This is a genomic window from Abiotrophia defectiva ATCC 49176 (assembly GCF_037041345.1).
Lineage (GTDB): Bacteria > Bacillota > Bacilli > Lactobacillales > Aerococcaceae > Abiotrophia.
On the sequence record NZ_CP146287.1, the window covers coordinates 1,828,573 to 1,845,461 of the forward strand.

At 49.8% G+C, this 16,889-nt stretch carries 17 protein-coding genes; 2 read left to right on the forward strand and 15 right to left on the reverse strand.

What is annotated here, in order from left to right:
• Positions 1-150: 150 nt before the first annotated feature.
• Entirely contained in the window at positions 151-1,029 is an 879-nt protein-coding gene (locus V7R82_RS08535; RefSeq protein WP_338542551.1) for a LysR family transcriptional regulator, read from the forward strand.
• Positions 1,030-1,260: 231 nt separating this feature from the next.
• Here the strand turns inward: V7R82_RS08535 and rpsI are convergent, their stop codons facing one another.
• Together rpsI and rplM are read right to left on the reverse strand one after the other, a co-directional pair.
• Entirely contained in the window at positions 1,261-1,653 is a 393-nt protein-coding gene (gene rpsI, locus V7R82_RS08540) for a 30S ribosomal protein S9 (RefSeq protein ID WP_035363993.1), read from the reverse strand.
• A 13-nt stretch (positions 1,654-1,666) separates the two neighbouring features.
• Positions 1,667-2,110, reverse strand: coding sequence for a 50S ribosomal protein L13 (gene rplM, locus V7R82_RS08545; RefSeq protein ID WP_083316312.1), 444 nt, complete (start codon positions 2,108-2,110; stop codon positions 1,667-1,669).
• Positions 2,111-2,349: 239 nt separating this feature from the next.
• On the opposite strand from rplM, the gene V7R82_RS08550 reads away from it, so the two are divergent.
• Entirely contained in the window at positions 2,350-3,726 is a 1,377-nt protein-coding gene (locus V7R82_RS08550) for an NAD(P)/FAD-dependent oxidoreductase (RefSeq protein WP_338542554.1), read from the forward strand.
• A 446-nt stretch (positions 3,727-4,172) separates the two neighbouring features.
• Here the strand turns inward: V7R82_RS08550 and V7R82_RS08555 are convergent, their stop codons facing one another.
• The 13 genes from V7R82_RS08555 to V7R82_RS08615 form a co-directional block, all read right to left on the reverse strand.
• Complete coding sequence (locus V7R82_RS08555; protein ID WP_338542556.1) at positions 4,173-5,087, reverse strand: substrate-binding domain-containing protein; 915 nt, start codon at positions 5,085-5,087, stop codon at positions 4,173-4,175.
• Between the two features lie 14 nt (positions 5,088-5,101).
• A complete protein-coding gene (gene phoU / locus V7R82_RS08560) occupies positions 5,102-5,758 on the reverse strand; it encodes a phosphate signaling complex protein PhoU (RefSeq protein ID WP_291430401.1) in 657 nt (218 codons plus the stop codon).
• A gap of 19 nt (positions 5,759-5,777) precedes the next feature.
• On the reverse strand, positions 5,778-6,539 hold the full coding sequence (gene pstB / locus V7R82_RS08565) for a phosphate ABC transporter ATP-binding protein PstB (protein WP_070756364.1): 762 nt from the start codon (positions 6,537-6,539) through the stop codon (positions 5,778-5,780).
• Between the two features lies 1 nt (position 6,540).
• Entirely contained in the window at positions 6,541-7,359 is an 819-nt protein-coding gene (gene pstA, locus V7R82_RS08570; protein ID WP_338542558.1) for a phosphate ABC transporter permease PstA, read from the reverse strand.
• Positions 7,359-8,219 carry a phosphate ABC transporter permease subunit PstC gene (gene pstC / locus V7R82_RS08575; protein WP_338542560.1) on the reverse strand — a complete coding sequence of 287 codons (861 nt, stop codon included), beginning with the start codon at positions 8,217-8,219 and terminating at the stop codon, positions 7,359-7,361. The genes pstA and pstC overlap by 1 nt, the downstream gene beginning before the upstream one ends.
• Positions 8,220-8,380: 161 nt before the next feature.
• On the reverse strand, positions 8,381-9,829 hold the full coding sequence (locus V7R82_RS08580) for a polysaccharide deacetylase family protein (protein ID WP_338542562.1): 1,449 nt from the start codon (positions 9,827-9,829) through the stop codon (positions 8,381-8,383).
• A gap of 38 nt (positions 9,830-9,867) precedes the next feature.
• Positions 9,868-11,415, reverse strand: a complete 1,548-nt coding sequence (gene cls / locus V7R82_RS08585) for a cardiolipin synthase (RefSeq protein ID WP_306486219.1) — start codon at positions 11,413-11,415, stop codon at positions 9,868-9,870.
• Complete coding sequence (locus tag V7R82_RS08590) at positions 11,408-12,040, reverse strand: sugar O-acetyltransferase (protein WP_291453813.1); 633 nt, start codon at positions 12,038-12,040, stop codon at positions 11,408-11,410. The genes cls and V7R82_RS08590 overlap by 8 nt, the downstream gene beginning before the upstream one ends.
• A gap of 166 nt (positions 12,041-12,206) precedes the next feature.
• Entirely contained in the window at positions 12,207-14,213 is a 2,007-nt protein-coding gene (gene tkt / locus V7R82_RS08595) for a transketolase (protein WP_338542565.1), read from the reverse strand.
• Positions 14,214-14,302: 89 nt separating this feature from the next.
• A complete protein-coding gene (locus V7R82_RS08600; protein WP_338542567.1) occupies positions 14,303-14,914 on the reverse strand; it encodes an NUDIX hydrolase in 612 nt (203 codons plus the stop codon).
• A gap of 59 nt (positions 14,915-14,973) precedes the next feature.
• Complete coding sequence (locus tag V7R82_RS08605; RefSeq protein WP_023391357.1) at positions 14,974-15,150, reverse strand: hypothetical protein; 177 nt, start codon at positions 15,148-15,150, stop codon at positions 14,974-14,976.
• Positions 15,151-15,282: 132 nt separating this feature from the next.
• Positions 15,283-15,924, reverse strand: a complete 642-nt coding sequence (trmB, locus tag V7R82_RS08610) for a tRNA (guanosine(46)-N7)-methyltransferase TrmB (protein ID WP_338542569.1) — start codon at positions 15,922-15,924, stop codon at positions 15,283-15,285.
• A 3-nt stretch (positions 15,925-15,927) separates the two neighbouring features.
• Positions 15,928-16,758: a phosphotransferase family protein gene (locus V7R82_RS08615; protein WP_291430387.1), complete on the reverse strand. Its 831-nt coding sequence runs from the start codon at positions 16,756-16,758 to the stop codon at positions 15,928-15,930.
• Between the last annotated feature and the right edge of the window lie 131 nt (positions 16,759-16,889).

The window sequence follows — 16,889 nt, forward strand, 5'->3', positions numbered from 1 at the left end:
TAGCTATTCTCTGACTTCCTTGACTTACCCGCATTGTAACTTACAAAAGACCATATAGTCAAATCGATGGCTACAGATAAAAATTTTTTATTCGACCATCATCCGATCTTGACTGATGGGTTTTTTCCTAACTAAAGAAAGTGTGCTACTATGAACTTAAAAGATCTCCAATATTTTTATGACCTTTGCCAGCTTCAATCCTATACTAAGGTTGCTAAACAACACAAAGTTAGTCAACCTACTATTTCTTATGCTATCAAACGATTAGAAGATAGCTTTAACTGCAAGTTGATTCACCACGATCCCTCACACCGAACCTTCAAGCTAACTGAACAGGGTAAAATTCTTCTGAAGCACACTGAGTTGATCTTACATGAAACCATTTCTACCCGTAAAGAAATAGATCACTCTTTAGCCCATTACTCTACCGTGGGTTTCCCACCCATTATTCTTCATTATCTTTTCACTACTTTAAATGAAAAAAATGAGATTGCTTTTTTAAAGAACATCCGCCCTATGCGGGGTGGCTCAGTAGAATTATTAAATCTTCTCCTCAAGGGAGAACTAGATGCCAGCCTACTCGGTTTAATTGAACCACTAAATCATCCATCCATAGAGATGAAAGAACTTTTTCATAAAAAACTTTATGTTGTTCTATCCAAGGACCACCCTCTTGCTACTGCTCCTGTCTTCAGTTTCGAAGAATTACTCGATCAATCCTTTATACTCTTAGATGAACACTTTGTTCACCTAAAGGCTTTTGAAATTCTCAATCAAAAGTATCAAAATAAAGCAGAGATTTTCTTTAAGAGTGATGATATTATAATTATTAAAGAACTTTTAAAGAAAAAAGTTGGTATTAGCTTACTGGCCGACATCGCTCTTTCTGATGAAGATTATGACTTAATAAAAATCCCTCTTATACCAAAAGACCAGATAATATTTACAGTTTATTATGCTTATCTCAAATCAACTAGGCCATCATCTGAAGTACAGGCTCTATTTGATTTAATTAAATCATATGAGTAGAAAAAACTCTAACTATCATACTCGATAGCTAGAGTTTTTTTTACGTTAAAGGCAATAGACTAAAATGAAATGAATGGAAATAAGAAATTGTCACTTAAACTTTGCATTGAACGTACATCATTCAACAGGATTTCTAATTTGCTAGTATCTAAACTATCAATAGCTGGTGATACAAAAAACACCCCACACAGAGTGTAGGGCGTTCCATAAACGTTGATATAATCGTATTGATTAACGTTTTGAGAATTGAGAAGCTTTACGAGCCTTTTTCAACCCTGGCTTCTTACGTTCAACCATACGTGGGTCACGGGTCAAGAGACCTGCAGCTTTCAGGGCTGGACGGAAGTCAGGATCAACAGTTAAGAGCGCACGTGCGATACCGTGACGGATTGCACCGGATTGGCCGTTGAAGCCACCACCGTTAGCGTTCACCAATACGTCGTATTGACCGAGAGTTTCAGTCACTGCGAATGGTTGTTTGATTACTTCGTGTAAGTGAGGGAATGGAATGTATTCTTCCAATGTACGACCATTGACAGTGAATACACCAGTTCCGGGCACTAAACGTACACGAGCAACAGAGTTTTTACGACGACCTGTACCTAAGTATTGTGCTTTAGACAATGTGGTTCCCTCCTTAAATTAATGATTGGATGTCCAATGCTTGAGGTTGTTGAGCAGCATGGTTGTGCTCAGCACCAGCGTAGACATGTAATTTAGTGAATTGACGACGACCTAAGCGGTTGCTTGGTAACATCCCTTTGATAGATTGTTCTACCAAACGAACTGGGTTCTTTTCACGTAATTCACCAGCAGTGATTTGTTTCAAACCACCTGGGTGGCCAGTGTGACGGTAGTAGATCTTGTCGGTTGCTTTCTTACCGGTCAAGGCTACCTTATCAGCATTGACGATTACGACAAAGTCACCCGTGTCAACGTGAGGGGTGTAAGTCGGTTTGTTTTTACCACGTAAAATTGATGCCACTACAGCAGACAAACGACCCAATGGGACATCTGTTGCGTCTACAAGCACCCAGTTACGTTCAACTTCGTTTTTCTTAGCCATGTATGTTGTACGCACGATAATTTCCTCCAATATAAATCTAGTTGTTTGACATTACTATTGAGTTTCCGGGGCTCATAGTGGGGCAAACAATACCGTTATCCATATTAACGTGATTTGCCCCAAAAGTCAATAGTATTTGCCAAATTCCTCCCCCAAAAAAGATTACAAACGCATAACAGCGAAAAAGTGGACTTAAGCCCGCCCTTACGGTAAAGTAAAGGGGACTTGAAACACGTTTTATAAGGAGAATTCACATGACACATCCTAGCTTCGACGTCCTCGTGGTCGGTGCCGGTTCCAGTGGCCTCATGGCCGCCATTAATGCCGCCAGCCAAGGGGCTCGCGTCCTCCTCCTGGAGAAGAATAAGCGGCCCGGCCGCAAGCTCCTGCTATCAGGTGGCGGGCGCTGTAACGTCACCAACCGAACCAGCCGCCAGGACCTGATTGCTCACATTCCCGGCAACGGCAAATTCCTCTACTCGGCCCTCAATCAATTCGACCAAGACGATATTATTGACTTCTTCCAGTCCCGGGGCGTCACCCTCAAGGAAGAGGACCACGGCCGCATGTTCCCGGTGACCAATTCGGCCCGGACCATTCTGGACACCCTGCTGGCTGAGCTTGAAGCCCTAGATGTCACCATCTGGTATGAAGCGCCCGTTGAGCGCCTACTCCTGGACCGGGAAGCCGGCCGGGTGCGTGGCGTCCTACTGGCTAGTGGCCGAGAGGTACTGGCGCCTGCGGTGGTGCTAGCCGTGGGTGGCCGCGCCTATCCTAAGACCGGGGCCACCGGCGATGGCTACGCCTGGGCCCGGGCTGCCGGCCACACCATTGAGCGCCTTTATGCTACCGAAGCCCCGCTCTTGAGCCAGGATAGCTTCATTGTAGACAAATCTCTACAAGGCGTCTCCCTGCGTGACGTGGCAGTGACAGTCTGGGATGCGGCGGGAACTAGTGGTCAGGCAAACGGAAAACGCCAGCCAGATAAAACTAGCCCGGCCCAAACAGCCGAAAACACGCCTGCCAAACAATCTAGCGCCCCCGCCAAGACCATCGTCACCCACCAAATGGACATGATTTTCACCCACTTTGGCTTCTCTGGCCCTGCCATCCTGCGTTGTTCCGGCCACGTCAACCAGTGGCTCTTTGCCCATCCGGAGGCGGAATCCTGCCTGCTAACGGTCAACTTCCAGCCTAACCTGACGAAGGCTGAACTGAGCGCCCAAGCTGAGGCCGGCCGCGACAAACAGCTGCTTACCTTGCTCAAACAGTGGGTGCCTGAGCGCCTAGCTTTGGTCCTCTGCCAGCAATTAGGGGTGGCGCCGGAAATTGCCTTCAAGCAGCTGACCCATGCCCAAGTCGCCCAGCTCTGGGGGCTGATGACAGCCTTTCCGCTAAACGCGACCGGCTCTCAACTTCTGGAAAAGGGCTTTGTGACCGGGGGCGGTGTCTCCACCAAGGAAGTCAATCCTAAGACCATGGAGTCCAAGCTGACCCAAGGCCTCTTCTTCTGTGGCGAGTTTCTAGACATTAACGGCTACACCGGCGGCTACAACATCACCGCCGCCTTCGTGACCGGCACCATCGCCGGCCAATACGCCGCCTGGAAAAGCTTCGAGCTACAAGGCTGATGATTTAATAGCCCCCTACCCGAGCTAGTGGTCCACTCTCAAAAGTGGTCCACTCTTCAAAGTGGTCCACTAGCTCATGACTTTTCACCCTATTTGCGCCCTTTTCGGCAGCTTCTGCCTCAGCCAGTGGTCCACTCTTCAAAGTGGTCCACTAGCTCATAGCTTCCCACCCTATTTGCGCCCTTTTCGACAGCTTCTGCCTCAGCCAGTGGTCCACTCTTCAAAGTGGTCCACTAGCTCATAGCTTCCCACCCTATTTGTGCCATTTTCCGCAGTTTCTTCCCCAGCCAGTGGTCCACTCTTCAAAGTGGGGCACTGGCTCATGACTTCCCACCCCTTTTGCGCACTTTTCCACAGTTTCCGCCCCAGCCAGTGGTCCACTCTTCAAAGTGGACCACTGGCTCACCAAAAAGCGGCTAGGATCCAGTCCTAGCCGCTTTTTTATCTTACCAATGAGTTTTCTGGCCACTGAAAATGGCTTGTAATTCGGTCAGCGTCAGGTTTTTCAGCTGACTCTGAGCCGGGTTGACCACCACCACGATGCCATCCAAGGCAAAGGTAGCATGCCCGACCTGGCTAGCCTCGCTAGTAGTCAACTCCCGTGACAGCATGCCGATATCGGCGGTGCCATCCAGAGCGGCAGTGAAGCCGGCAGTCGACCCGTTGGAGGTCACATTAATCTTAACGCCAGGATTGAGCTTCTCGTAACGCTCGGCTAGCTTTTCAATGACCGGCGTCAAGGAAGTCGACCCAACTAAACTCAGCTGGCCCTTGTGGCCATCCGAACTGTAGTCATAGGTGCCGGCCGCCTGCTCCTGCCAAGTTGCCTTGCTACCGGGGCTGATATAGCCGGCGCTTTCCACCATGGCCTGCCCCTCACGCGAGAAGACGAAGGACATGAAGTCTTGACCCAGGTCGCTTAGCCCCTCTTCTTTCCAAGCTAGGTTAAAGGGCCGGGCCAGGGGGTAGGAGCCGTCACGCACTGCCTCAGCGCTGACCGCCACCCCATCCAAGCTCAGGGCCTGGATGCTGTCATTGAGGGAACCAAAGGAAATATAGCCAATAGCCGCCGGATTGCCTGCCACCACCTGGAGGACGCCGCCCGTCGTATTAAGGACGTCAGCTTCCACGGTGATATTGTCGTCGCCTTGGGCATTGACTACCTTAGCCAATTCCACAAAGGCCTGGCGCGTTCCAGACCCTGCTTCCCGGCTAACCACAATAATGGGCTGGCCGCTGACCGAGCTAGCAGCAGCTGCCTCTACGCCAAATGGCCCAAGGACGCCGGCTAGAAGCCCAGTCACTAGAGTCGCCAGCGCCCACTTAAAACGCCGGCTCCCCCATTTCTTTTGCTTAAACATGATCTACTAGCCTCCTAGTTGAGCTCGACGATTTCGCCCGTATTGAGGAAGACTACCCGCTCGCAAATGTTGGTCACATAGTCGCCAATACGCTCCAAGCTGCCAGCCACACCCAAATAGTCAATCCCGGCCGGAATCAACTCCCGTTTGCGCTCCATGCGCTCAGCCGTATCGCGATAGACTGCCTCCAGCAATTCATCAATTTCCTCGTCCATGAGAGCCACCTTACGGGCCTTTTTAGCGTCGCGAGTGATGTAGCTATCCAAGGCGTCCGCAATCATCTTCTCGGCCACTTGCGCCATGCGGGCTAGGTAGCCCTTAACCGTCTGGCTTTCTTCGTCGTGATCTTGATTGCGCAGGGCAATAGTCCCGATGGAAACTGCATGGTCAGCAATCCGTTCCAAGTCGATGCTGACATGGAGAACGGCGAAGAGCATACGCAAGTCTTGGGCTACAGGTTGTTGCAAGGCAATAATCTTGTGAGTATCTTTTTCGATTTCAGCCGTTGTCGCGTTGATTCTCAGGTCATCACTGAAGACTTCGTGAGCTAACTCGGTGTCACTTTCGATATAGGCTTTTGTGGCCTTGTTGACTGAGGTTTCAGCCGCCTTGCCTAGGCCTAAGAGCTTGTTGTGTAAGGCTTCTAATTCTTGAACATAGTTATTACGCATAGGTCATACCTCCTCTAGATTAGCCGAAGCGGCCTGAGATGTAGTCATTGGTCCGTTGATCGTGTGGATCGGTAAAGATTTGGGCCGTGTCGCCAAATTCCACTACTTCCCCTGATAGGAAGAAGGCCGTCTTGTCCGAAATACGGGCTGCCTGTTGCATGTTGTGGGTGACAATCACGATGGCGTAGCGGTCCTTGAGTTCCTGAATCAAGTCTTCAATCTTGTTGGTCGAAATAGGGTCCAGGGCGGAAGTCGGCTCGTCCATAAGTAGGACTTCAGGGTCGTTAGCGATAGCTCTGGCAATACAAATCCGTTGTTGCTGCCCCCCTGATAATTCAGTGGCATTGGAATGCAACTTGTCCTTAACCATATCCCAGATAGCGGCCCCCTTAAGGCTGTTCTCCACAATTTCATCTAGGACTTGGCTGTCCTTAATACCGTGAGTACGTGGCCCGTAAGCGATATTGTCATAGATGGACTTAGGGAAAGGGTTAGGTTGCTGGAAGACCATACCCACTTGCTTACGCAGTTGGGTGACATCATAGTTCTTACTGTAGATATTCTTGCCGTCCAACTCAATCAGCCCTTCTACGCGGGCGCTAGGCACCAAGTCCTGCATGCGGTTGAGGGTCTTAAGGAAGGTGGACTTGCCGCAACCTGATGGGCCGATAAAGCTGGTCACGACCTTGTCTTCCAGTTGCATATTGACGTTTTTGAGGGCATGAAAATCTCCATAATAGAGATTGAGATTGGTAACATTAAACTTGTATGGCTGAGTCATCTTAATTTCCTCCTCGGCTTAAGCGACGCCCAATGTAGCTCGATAAGCCGTTAATTGCTAGTACTAAGAGAATAATGACGGTCCCGGTCGCGTAGGCTTCCTTAAGGTGAAGCCCTTCTGACGAGAGCACGTACATGTGTAGGGACAGGGTCCGAGAACTGGACATGAGGCTGGATGGCAGACCGGTCGCCGACCCTAAGGTAAAGAGTAAGGCGGCCGTTTCCCCGACAATCCGCCCGACGGCCAGAATGACCCCTTGCAGGATGGCTGGCATAGCCACAGGCAGGACAACGGTGAAAATGGTCCGTAATTTGCCGGCACCTAAGGCCAAGCTCCCCATACGCAGGGAATTATCGACCTGGAGCAGACCTTCTTCCGTTGCCGAAATAATAATGGGTAGGACCATAATGACAATGGTTAGAATCCCGGCCAAGAGCGAAAACTGGAAGCGCAGGTAGATAACGAAGAAGAGCATGCCGAACAAGCCATAAACAATGGACGGCACGGCAGCCAAAGTGTCCGCAGCCAGACGAATGACTTTGACTACGCGTGATTTGCGGTCAGCGTACTCTACTAGGTAAAATCCGGTAAAGACACCAATGGGGGTGGCAATAGCCAGCGACAGGCCGACCGTAATCAAGGTCGAAATTAAAGCGGGCGTCAAGGACAGGTTGTCCGTCGTGTAGTCCCAGGCGAAGAGGCTAGGCCTTAAGGCGCCAAGCCCGTTCCAGACAATAAAACCTACAATGAAGGCTAACATGCCCAAGGTGAAGGCAGCCGAAGCATAGATCAGCCACTTAACCCAAGTAAGCTTAGACATTAGCGTTTACCCCCTTTGTTTTTAACCCGGGTGAAGAAGAGGTTAATAATCAGAATGAAGACGAAGAGGACCACGGCTGTGGCGATTAAGGCTTCCCGGTGCTGGCCGGTTGCGTAGGCCATTTCCATGACAATATTGGTTGTCAGGGTCCGAACCCCTTGGTTGAGTTCTGTAGGAATACGTGGCTGGTTCCCCGCCACTAGGATAACGGCCATGGTTTCCCCGATAGCCCGGCCAATCCCTAGGATGACCGCCGACAGAATACCATTTTTAGCTGCTGGCACCACGACGGTTAGGATGGCCCGCTCGTGGGTGGTTCCTAGGCCGATAGCCCCTTGATAATAGGACTTAGGAACATTACGAATGGCTGATTCCGATAAGCCAATAATAGTCGGCAGGATCATAATGCCTAGCAGGAGCGAGGCTGTCACCATGTTCATGCCCGACCGGCCCATAATCCGGAAGAAAGGCACGAAGATTTGGAGGGCGAAGAAGCCATAGACAATGGAAGGAATGGCCGCCATCAGATTAATGGCCGACTTGGCATAGCGATAATAGGCTTTTGGACAGTAGAAAACCATGTAAACGGCCGTTAAGACCCCAATGGGCACCCCAATCAGGATAGCGCCTCCTGTGACAATCAGGGACCCCACAATCATGGGCAGAATGCCAAATTCAGGCTGACTGGCCGTTGGCCGCCAGTTGGTCCCGGTCAGAAATTCCCAGATTCCCTGCTGCAGAATAAAGGGCAGACCGCCGGAGAAAATAAAGTAAAAGATCAGGATAATAGATAAGACCGAGATTAATGCCGAAATCAAGAAGACATACTTCATGACGGTCTCACGTACATCACGTTGCATAGTGGTAACTCCTATAGTATTAATTCAAATATGCGAGGTCTAGACATGCTAACTCTTCTCCATTATACACAAACTTGCGCTAGCTTGCCTAGCGGGACGAAGCAAGTTGTGCTTAAGTCAGCACAAGAAAAGGACCGGAAACTACCTTCCGGTCCTTTGGCTTAGTAATAGTAATAACCTAGATCGTTCTGCTGTGGCATGACGAAGTGATAGCCCTTCTCCTTGAAGATAGGAATGAGGACATCAATGGCTTCCACCGTTGAGATGTGGGTATCGTGCATGAGGATCACTGACTTAGGTTGCAAGTGGCTCAAGACCTGCTCGATAATCATGTCCTTGTCGTGGCTCTTCCAGTCTTCGGAATCCACGTTCCAGACAATCGACGTCATAGGTTGTAGGAGGTCTACCACCCGCTTACCCCCACTCCCGAATGGTAGGCGATAGAGGGTTGGCGTAACACCCGTCGCTTCTTGAATGGCTTCTTGGGCGTATTGAATTTGCTTCTTAACCCCTTCATCTGACTCCTTGGCCATGTCCGGGTGGGTATAGGTGTGGTTGCCGATTTGGTGGCCGGCATCTCGCACCTTACGGGCAATCTCAGGATACTTCTCGACGAAGCCCCCCATCATGAAGAAGGTAGCCTTCACCTGGTGCTTATCTAAGACTGCCAGTAACTTCTCTGTCACTTCTGGGTTAGGACCATCGTCAAAAGTTAGACTGATTAGTTTACGGTGGTCAATGGCAGAGCCTGACAAGCCGTCTGCTAGGCTAGCACAAGACCAGAGGGCCTCAATGCTTTCCTTGGATAAGTTATCGTCAGTGGCATTTTTAGCTACTGCCTTGGCGAAGTCTTTGGCCTTATCCTTGAGTTGGTCGCTCAAGTCCTGAGCATCGGTATGAGCCTCAATCTTTTGGATATCTTGCTCGATGGCCTGAAGAGTTGCTACGTTAGTGTCCACCGTCGCTTGATCGACGGTCGTCCCCAAGGACAAGTCGCTAATCGCCGCCGTCACCTTATCTTTCAAGCTAAAGCCTTGATCAGCCTCCGCAATCAGTTCTTGGATGGCTTGCCCTAGGGCATCTTGCTTGCCTACCTTAGTCACCGATTCATTGCCAGCCACGGTCTTAACTGTCTCAGCCGTCACACCCTCAGCTAATTTGGCCTTGTGGTTGACTTGGTTACCTTGAATGAGGGCTTGGTCGCTATCATAGAGCTGGCCCAAGGCTTGAATGGCTTGGTAACGGGCTTCTGCTGCTTGGTAGTCCTGCATAAGTCGGTAACCAGACCAACCTCCTAAGGCTTGGACCTTAGACTTGGCCGCCTCTAACTTGCTAGTCGAGATATCTTGAGCCAAGAAGTCTCGTTGCGGACTGAGGTAGAGGTCCTGAATGGCGCTCTCAGCTACTTGGATGCCCTGGCTTGACCCCCCACGAATAAGAGGGAAAGCCACCCAGGCCAGCACTAGCACTGCGATAGTCCCTGCTAAGAGGGTCAAGCCTGTCCGGGTTGCCCGTTTTCTCAAGGCCGCTGGGTCACTGGCAGGGCTAGGACTGGTTTCTTCTGAAGGTTTAATTGGATCTTGCTTGCTTACTTGTTCTTGGTCTGACATGTCAAATCCGTCCTCTTCAACAATAATTTTGACTTATTTTATACAAATGGTGCAACAATCCGTAAGACAGCATCCCATAGCATACCAGTCAAGGTATTACGGGTATCTGCCAGGGTGATTTGGCGAGCTTGGGCTTGAGTGGCCAGGAAGTCCGCCTTGATGGTTGGAATAACTGGATGCTCGTATAACATAGCGCTCAACTCAAAGTGCAGATAAAGGGAGCGGTAGTCCAGGTTAATGGTCCCCACACTGGCCAGACGATCGTCCGCCACAAAGGTCTTGGCATGGAGGAAGCCAGGGCTGAATTCGTAGATCTTAACCCCTGCTTCAATCAAGGGACGATAGTAAGAACGGGTCATGCGGAAGACCATCTTCTTGTCCGGAATCCCCGGTGTCATAAGACGCACATCCACCCCACGTCTCGCCGCCAAAGTCATAGCCGTCTGCAATTCATAGGAAATAACCAGATATGGCGTATAGATATAGACATAATCCTGGGCAATATTGAGCATATCACGATAGACATTCTCACCTAGAGGCTCATTATCCAAAGGCGTGTCCCCATATACTTGGACAAAGCCCTGGGAAGGATCGGCTAGCCTTAACGCCCGCTCCGCTAGGGTGTCATCTTTGAAGGTTTCATAGTTAATATCCTTCTTAGGATAGAAGGCATTCCACATATCTAGGAAGAGCGTGGCCAAACTCCAGACACCCGGCCCTTCTAGGCGAATCAGGTTGTCCTTCCAATAGCCAAAACGTTCGATTTCATTAATATATTCATCGGCTAGGTTCATGCCACCTGTAAAGCCCACCTTGCCGTCGACGACCACAATCTTACGGTGGTCGCGGTTGTTAACGGCTAGCGAAATCACCGGCGTAAAGGGATTAAACTGCAGGCACTTAATACCGATGGCCTCCATTTGCGCGACAAAGTCACTAGGCAGGGTGGTCAAACAACCAAAATCATCATAAATCACCCGAACCTCCACTCCTTGGTCAGCCTTTTGCGCTAAGACTTCGAAGACCTGATCCATGAAGAGGCCTGGATTCATAATGAAAAATTCAAGCAATATATAGCGTTCCGCCGACCGCAAAGCCTCCAAAAGAGGCTCCAAGGCCAACTCACCCGCGGCATAATAATCCACCTGGGTATCACCGTAGACCGGCAAATTAGAGGTCTGTTCAATATAATAGCTGAGGCTAGCCAGCCGGGAATCCTGCTCTAACAAGTGCGGATATGCCCCTGACACAGCTTGGCCGTAATCTTTGGCCACCTGGTTGGCTACCTGGGCTGCCATGCGTCGGCTAGGCCGCTTGTTACCGAAGAGGGCATAGAAAAGCCCACCGAAGATAGGCAAGAGACCCATTAAGATAATCCAGCTCATACGATAGGCCGGGTTCTCGTTCTTACGAATCAGGTATAAGGTCATAATAACGGTAAAGACCCGTAGCAGGGCGTCCAGTACCAAGGAGTAATCGATGATGTTGAGAAAGACCGTGGCAAACCAGACTAACTGAATCAGAATCAGAAGGGTCGTTACCAGGGCCCGCCCAGTAGTAAAACGACCGCGGAGTTTTTTAATCACGGTCCCCCTCCTCTGCTGCCTTGCTAGCAAAGTAGTCAGCCTCGACCGCCTCCCAATGCAGGCGCTCCTCCTGACCTAAGGTTCGAATAATACGGGCTGGGTTGCCTGCTGCTAGCACATCAGCCGGTAGGTCCTTGGTAACGATCGAACCTGAAGCCACGACCGTGCGAGGCCCAATCGTCACGCCAGGATTGACCACCACATTGCCACCTAGCCAGCACTCATCGCCAATGGTGATGGGCTTAGCCAGTTCAATCACGCGGTTGCGAACCCCAGCATCCAAGGGATGAGTCGCCGTATAGAGACTGACCCGAGGCCCAAACATGACATTGCGGCCAATAGTAATCGGCGCCACGTCCAACATAATACAATCAAAGTTGGCATAGAAATACTCGCCCACCGAGATATTGCAACCATAGTCCACATAGAAGGGAGACTCAATATGACAACGCTGGCCAATTGCCGCGAAGGTATCTTTGAGAATCTGATAACGAGCTTCCTTTTCCGTCCGCGACAAGGCGTTATAGCGTTCCATTGCCAACCGCCCCTTGAGGCCCAATTGACGCAACTCCATGTCTGATGGATCATAAGCTTGCCCAGAAATCATTCGTTCATATTCGCGCATAGTAGTATCCCCCTTCTTAAGCTACTCCCTTCTATTATACCCGATGACGCCCCTTTGAAACAACTCTAAATACCAAAAATGTGCGCTTAAATGCACACTTTTGGCCTCCTCTCGCCATAGAAAAAAGGGCTGGAAATTACCTTCCAACCCTGCTTGATTCTTTAGCTTATTTACCGAAAGCTTCTAAGTAACGTGCCACCACGTTGTCTACTGTGAAGCCGAATTGAGCCATAACTTGGTCAGCTGGACCTGATGCCCCGAAGCCATCAATCCCCACCGTGACGCCGTCTAAGCCGACATATTTTTGCCAACCGAAGGTTGAAGCCATTTCAAGAGACAGACGGTTGCGAACAGCATTTGGCAAAACAGATTCCTTGTAAGCCGCATCTTGCTCGTCGAAGCGGTTGAAGGCTGGGAAGGATACAACGGATACATCCACGCCGTGCTCTTCACGTAATTTAGCTTGAGCTGCGACCGCTAAGGCTACTTCAGAACCAGAAGCCAGGAGTAAACCAGCAGGCACTTGACCTTGAGCTGGAGATACCACGTAAGCCCCTTTACGTACGCCTTCTTCTGCCAAGGACTGGCTATTAGCCAAGACTGGCAGGTTTTGACGAGTTAAGACTAACATACTTGGACGAGTTTGTTCTTCTAACGCAACCTTCCAAGCAACATAAGTCTCGTTAACGTCTGCTGGACGGAAGACGTTGAGGTTAGGTAAGGCACGGAAAGCAGCCAATTGTTCAATTGGTTCGTGGGTTGGGCCGTCTTCCCCAACTGCGATTGAGTCATGTGTCATGACATAGATCACTGGCAATTGAGATAAAGCAGCCAAACGTACAGCAGCCTTGAGGTAGTCAGTGAAGACGAAGAAGGTCCCACCGTAAATCTTAGACCCACCATGGAGAGCTACCCCGTTCATGGCAGCCGCCATGCCGAATTCACGTACCCCAAACCAGATGTTGCGGCCTGCGTAGTTGTCAGGCATGAAGTCTTGCTCTTGGCTGTTCATAGTCTTGTTAGAACCAGATAAGTCGGCAGAGCCGCCCCATAGGAAAGGCACGCCTTGGCCTAAGGCTTGAATGGCCTTGAAGCTTGAGTTACGGCTTGCGTCAGCCGCTGTTTCTGGACCAACTAGTTTCAGGCCCGCATCATAGCCTTCAGGCAATTTACCTTGGAAGGCAGCAACTAAGGCAGCAGCCTTTTCAGGGTGAGCAGCCTTGTAAGCTTCGAATAACTGGTTCCAAGCCTCATTGGCTTTGGCACCACGCGCTTGAACTTTCTCAGCGAAGAGTTGAGCGGCTTCTTCTGGCACAGTGAAGGCAGGGTAGTTCCAGCCGTATTTTGCCTTGGTTGCGGTCCAATCTTCTGCACCTAAAGGTGCCCCGTGAACCTTAGCCGTCCCTTGGTTCTTAGAACCAAAGCCGATCACGGTCTTGATTTCGATAATAGTTGGTTGGCTAGTGTGAGCCTTAGCTGCTTCAATGGCAGCGGAAATAGCATTCAAGTCGTTACCGTCTTCCACGCGGAGATAGTGCCAGCCTTGTGCTTCAAAACGGTCTTTGACATTTTCAACGAAGGCTTGAGATAAGTCCCCATCCAAGGAAATATCGTTAGAATCGTAGAGCACTACTAATTTACCTAATTGGAGCTTACCGGCTAAGGAGCAGGCTTCATAGGCTACCCCTTCCATTAAGTCCCCGTCACCGCAAAGGGCATAGGTGTAGTGGTCAATCACTGGGAAGTCAGGCGTGTTGTAAGTCGCGCCTAAGTGGGCTTCAGCCATTGCCATGCCGACAGCTGTCGCAATCCCTTGACCTAAAGGACCAGAAGTTGCTTCCACCCCGTGAGTATGACCCACTTCTGGGTGGCCAGGGGTCTTGCTACCTAGTTGGCGGAAGTTCTTCAAGTCATCAATGCTTACATCAAAGCCAGCGGTATGCAACAGGCTGTATAGTAAGGCTGAACCGTGGCCTGCACTGAGGATAAAACGGTCGCGGTTGAGCCAGTCAGAATCCTTAGCGTTAACATTCAAGTGGCCTGCCCACAAGGCATAAGCCATCGGTGCCGCCCCCATTGGTAAACCTGGGTGACCTGAATTAGCAGCCTCAATTTGGTCTACACTCAGGGTCCGTAAGGTATTGACGGCGAGTAAGTCTTTTTCATTAAACATGCGCATATCTCCTTTGCTTTGTTGCTTGCCTTTATTGTAACACGAATCGGTCGAAAATCGAACAAATTAAATGTTCGAATGCTCAAAAATCAATCGATTAACACCTGCCAACGCTCACCCGCCTGATAAGCCTCGTGGCAGAGCGCGATTTGTTGGTAGGAGCTTTTGGCTTCAAAGAGTTCCGGCAAGTCATCCGGAGCGAAAAATTCTGCTGCCAGGGTCTCGACATTGGCCTGGAAGTTTTGGGACTGATAGTCACACTCGATGAAGCACTTGAGAATAGTGAAGGGATTATGACCTGGATTATGCAGATTACGGTCTTGTATCATAACCAGACGCTTAGCCTGACCGACGACACCCGCTTCCTCCCACAGTTCCTTGAGGGCATTGGAAGTCAAGGTCTCCGTCACATCCATCCAGCCACCTGGCAGGGCCCAGCGCCCATCGGCTTCCTGAACTAGCAGAATCTTTTCGTCTCGCCAGACCACCGCTCGGGTATCGACCTTAGGCGTCTGATAGCCATATTCGCCATCAAAGCCTAGGTCCAGCTGCTCCCGGGTCAAATTAGACCTTTGGGCAATCAGTTGCTTGGCGATGACTTGAATCCGCTCATAGCGCTCGGTGTCGAAGACATCCTTAGAATAGAAGACACCTGCCAGGCCAATGGCAATGAGTTCCTTTAACAAGACCAGTTCATCCATACACCTTCTCCTCCTCTCTACGAAAAAAGAGGCCCCAAGGGCCTCAGGGTCTTGCAAGATTAGAATGAACCTTCGTCTTGCAAACCCCGAAGAAGTTCTTGGAAGGCTTCTTCAGAATCAACTACGTGGAAGGAGGTGCTGCAGCACCCTACACCACAATGACCATCCGCATGGTCTTGTGCGGCCAATTCTTCGTCTTCGATGTTTTCGATTTCTAATGGATTATCTTTTACCATAATACCGCCTCCGGTTGCTTTTGATAACGCTATTATACCAAATTTATCAGGCCTTGTATAGAGACACGCTTAATCCAAACTAGCCAGTCCCCATCAAAAAGGGACAGGAAGTCATCTTCCTGCCCCAAGGGCTTATTTTCTAAACTTTGCTTCCATACGATAAATACGATGACCGCGTGAAGAGAATTTCTCCTCATATTCGGTCATGACATTATCAGGGAAGTCTGACTGGTGCAAGTCTAACCAGACCTGTTTGAAGTAGAGGCCATACTGGGACATGCTAGCCAAGGAATACTCGAAAAGGCCTTGGTTGTCGGTTTTGAAGTGAATCTCCCCTTCTGGCACCAAAATCTCTTGGTATTGAGCCAGAAAATCAGGCGAGGTCAGACGACGCTTGGCATGTTTTTTCTTAGGCCAAGGATCGCTGAAGTTGAGGTAGACCAAGGATACTTCGCCCAGCGCGAAGTACTGGTTGAGGTTGCGGCCATCAGCGTGAAGAATCTGCAAGTTAGGTAAGTCTTCCCGGATTTGATGTTCCAAGACCGTCACGATGACACTGGTTTGAATTTCAATACTGATGTAGTTAATTTCAGGATGGCGCTTAGCCATTTCGACGATAAAGCGTCCCTTACCAGAACCGACTTCGATATGAATAGGCTGTTCCTTGGCGAAACGGGTCTGCCACCGGCCACGGAGTGTCTCCGCTTGCTGAGGCACATACTGAGGATGGACATCCAGCTTTTCCTGGGCCCAAGGTTTATGACGTAATCTCATAACTTAGAAAAACTCCTTTGGTTGATGGGCGAGACGCCGCTTATCAGCTTGCGCCCCTTGGTAGATAGACTTCAAGAGTAGCACCAACTCGTTCATACGGTCGAAGCGGTTCTCCTGGTAATAGTGTTTAATAATGAGTAGACAGTTAATCTGGCTATACCACTGGACCCGTTTGTAAGTAGTGGCATCGAAGCGCAGGCCATAGGTCTTCAGCCATTGGGTCCAGTCGCTTGGCCGGTAATACTCACAAAGTAAACGGCTGAGGTCACTAAGCGGATCAGCAATGCGAACATTCTCCCAGTCTACTAGATAGAGCTGGCCATCTTCCGCCTCCAAGAAATTAAGGTGATGCAAATCCCCATGGCAGACACAGTAGTTAACATTATAGAAGTCGTCATCCAAGGCATCTTCCAGAGAATGAATGACTTCATTGAAAAAATGATGTTGGCAAAGCGCTGCTGGCAGGTCTTTGAGATAGAGGGCAATAAAGTCCAAGGGATAGAAGAGTTGGTCTTCACTGCGTTTAAGCATCATGAGTAGGTAGTCGGATTGATGAATGGAACGGATTAATTGAATAACCTTTTCTTGGCCCATGTCTTCTCGACTAAGGAGTCGGCCATCCTTCCATTCTTGGGCCACTAGGAGATCTCCTGAATAGGTTCGCTGGGTCCACATAAGTTTAGGGGTAATCCCTTGTGCTGACAAGGCCGCCAAGAAAGGTGAGGAGTTGCGTTTGAAGAAGACGCGTTCGTTATTCTTAACACCCATATAGGCGTCGCCACTAGCGCCCCCGATGGGGGTCATTTGCCAGTCCTGTTCTTGTCCACCGCGCATCTGGGCGCCTCCTCTCTCATAAGCATACAGTCCATTTTACCATGGAATGGACCCAGGTAAAACACTTTTCCACTAAATAGTTGATGTAAGCGATTCCTGTCTAGAGTTCAATCACTAAGCTTACACTCAAA

Coding starts and splice junctions, on each gene's coding strand:
- V7R82_RS08550 (WP_338542554.1), top strand. CDS start 2,350: ATGACACATCCTAGCTTCGACGTCCTCGTGGTCGGTGCCGGTTCCAGT.
- pstB (WP_070756364.1), bottom strand. CDS start 6,539: ATGACTCAGCCATACAAGTTTAATGTTACCAATCTCAATCTCTATTAT.
- trmB (WP_338542569.1), bottom strand. CDS start 15,924: ATGAGATTACGTCATAAACCTTGGGCCCAGGAAAAGCTGGATGTCCAT.
- V7R82_RS08600 (WP_338542567.1), bottom strand. CDS start 14,914: ATGGATGAACTGGTCTTGTTAAAGGAACTCATTGCCATTGGCCTGGCA.
- pstC (WP_338542560.1), bottom strand. CDS start 8,219: ATGCAACGTGATGTACGTGAGACCGTCATGAAGTATGTCTTCTTGATT.
- V7R82_RS08590 (WP_291453813.1), bottom strand. CDS start 12,040: ATGCGCGAATATGAACGAATGATTTCTGGGCAAGCTTATGATCCATCA.
- pstA (WP_338542558.1), bottom strand. CDS start 7,359: ATGTCTAAGCTTACTTGGGTTAAGTGGCTGATCTATGCTTCGGCTGCC.
- V7R82_RS08615 (WP_291430387.1), bottom strand. CDS start 16,758: ATGCGCGGTGGACAAGAACAGGACTGGCAAATGACCCCCATCGGGGGC.
- V7R82_RS08580 (WP_338542562.1), bottom strand. CDS start 9,829: ATGTCAGACCAAGAACAAGTAAGCAAGCAAGATCCAATTAAACCTTCA.
- tkt (WP_338542565.1), bottom strand. CDS start 14,213: ATGTTTAATGAAAAAGACTTACTCGCCGTCAATACCTTACGGACCCTG.
- V7R82_RS08605 (WP_023391357.1), bottom strand. CDS start 15,150: ATGGTAAAAGATAATCCATTAGAAATCGAAAACATCGAAGACGAAGAA.
- V7R82_RS08555 (WP_338542556.1), bottom strand. CDS start 5,087: ATGTTTAAGCAAAAGAAATGGGGGAGCCGGCGTTTTAAGTGGGCGCTG.
- phoU (WP_291430401.1), bottom strand. CDS start 5,758: ATGCGTAATAACTATGTTCAAGAATTAGAAGCCTTACACAACAAGCTC.
- V7R82_RS08535 (WP_338542551.1), top strand. CDS start 151: ATGAACTTAAAAGATCTCCAATATTTTTATGACCTTTGCCAGCTTCAA.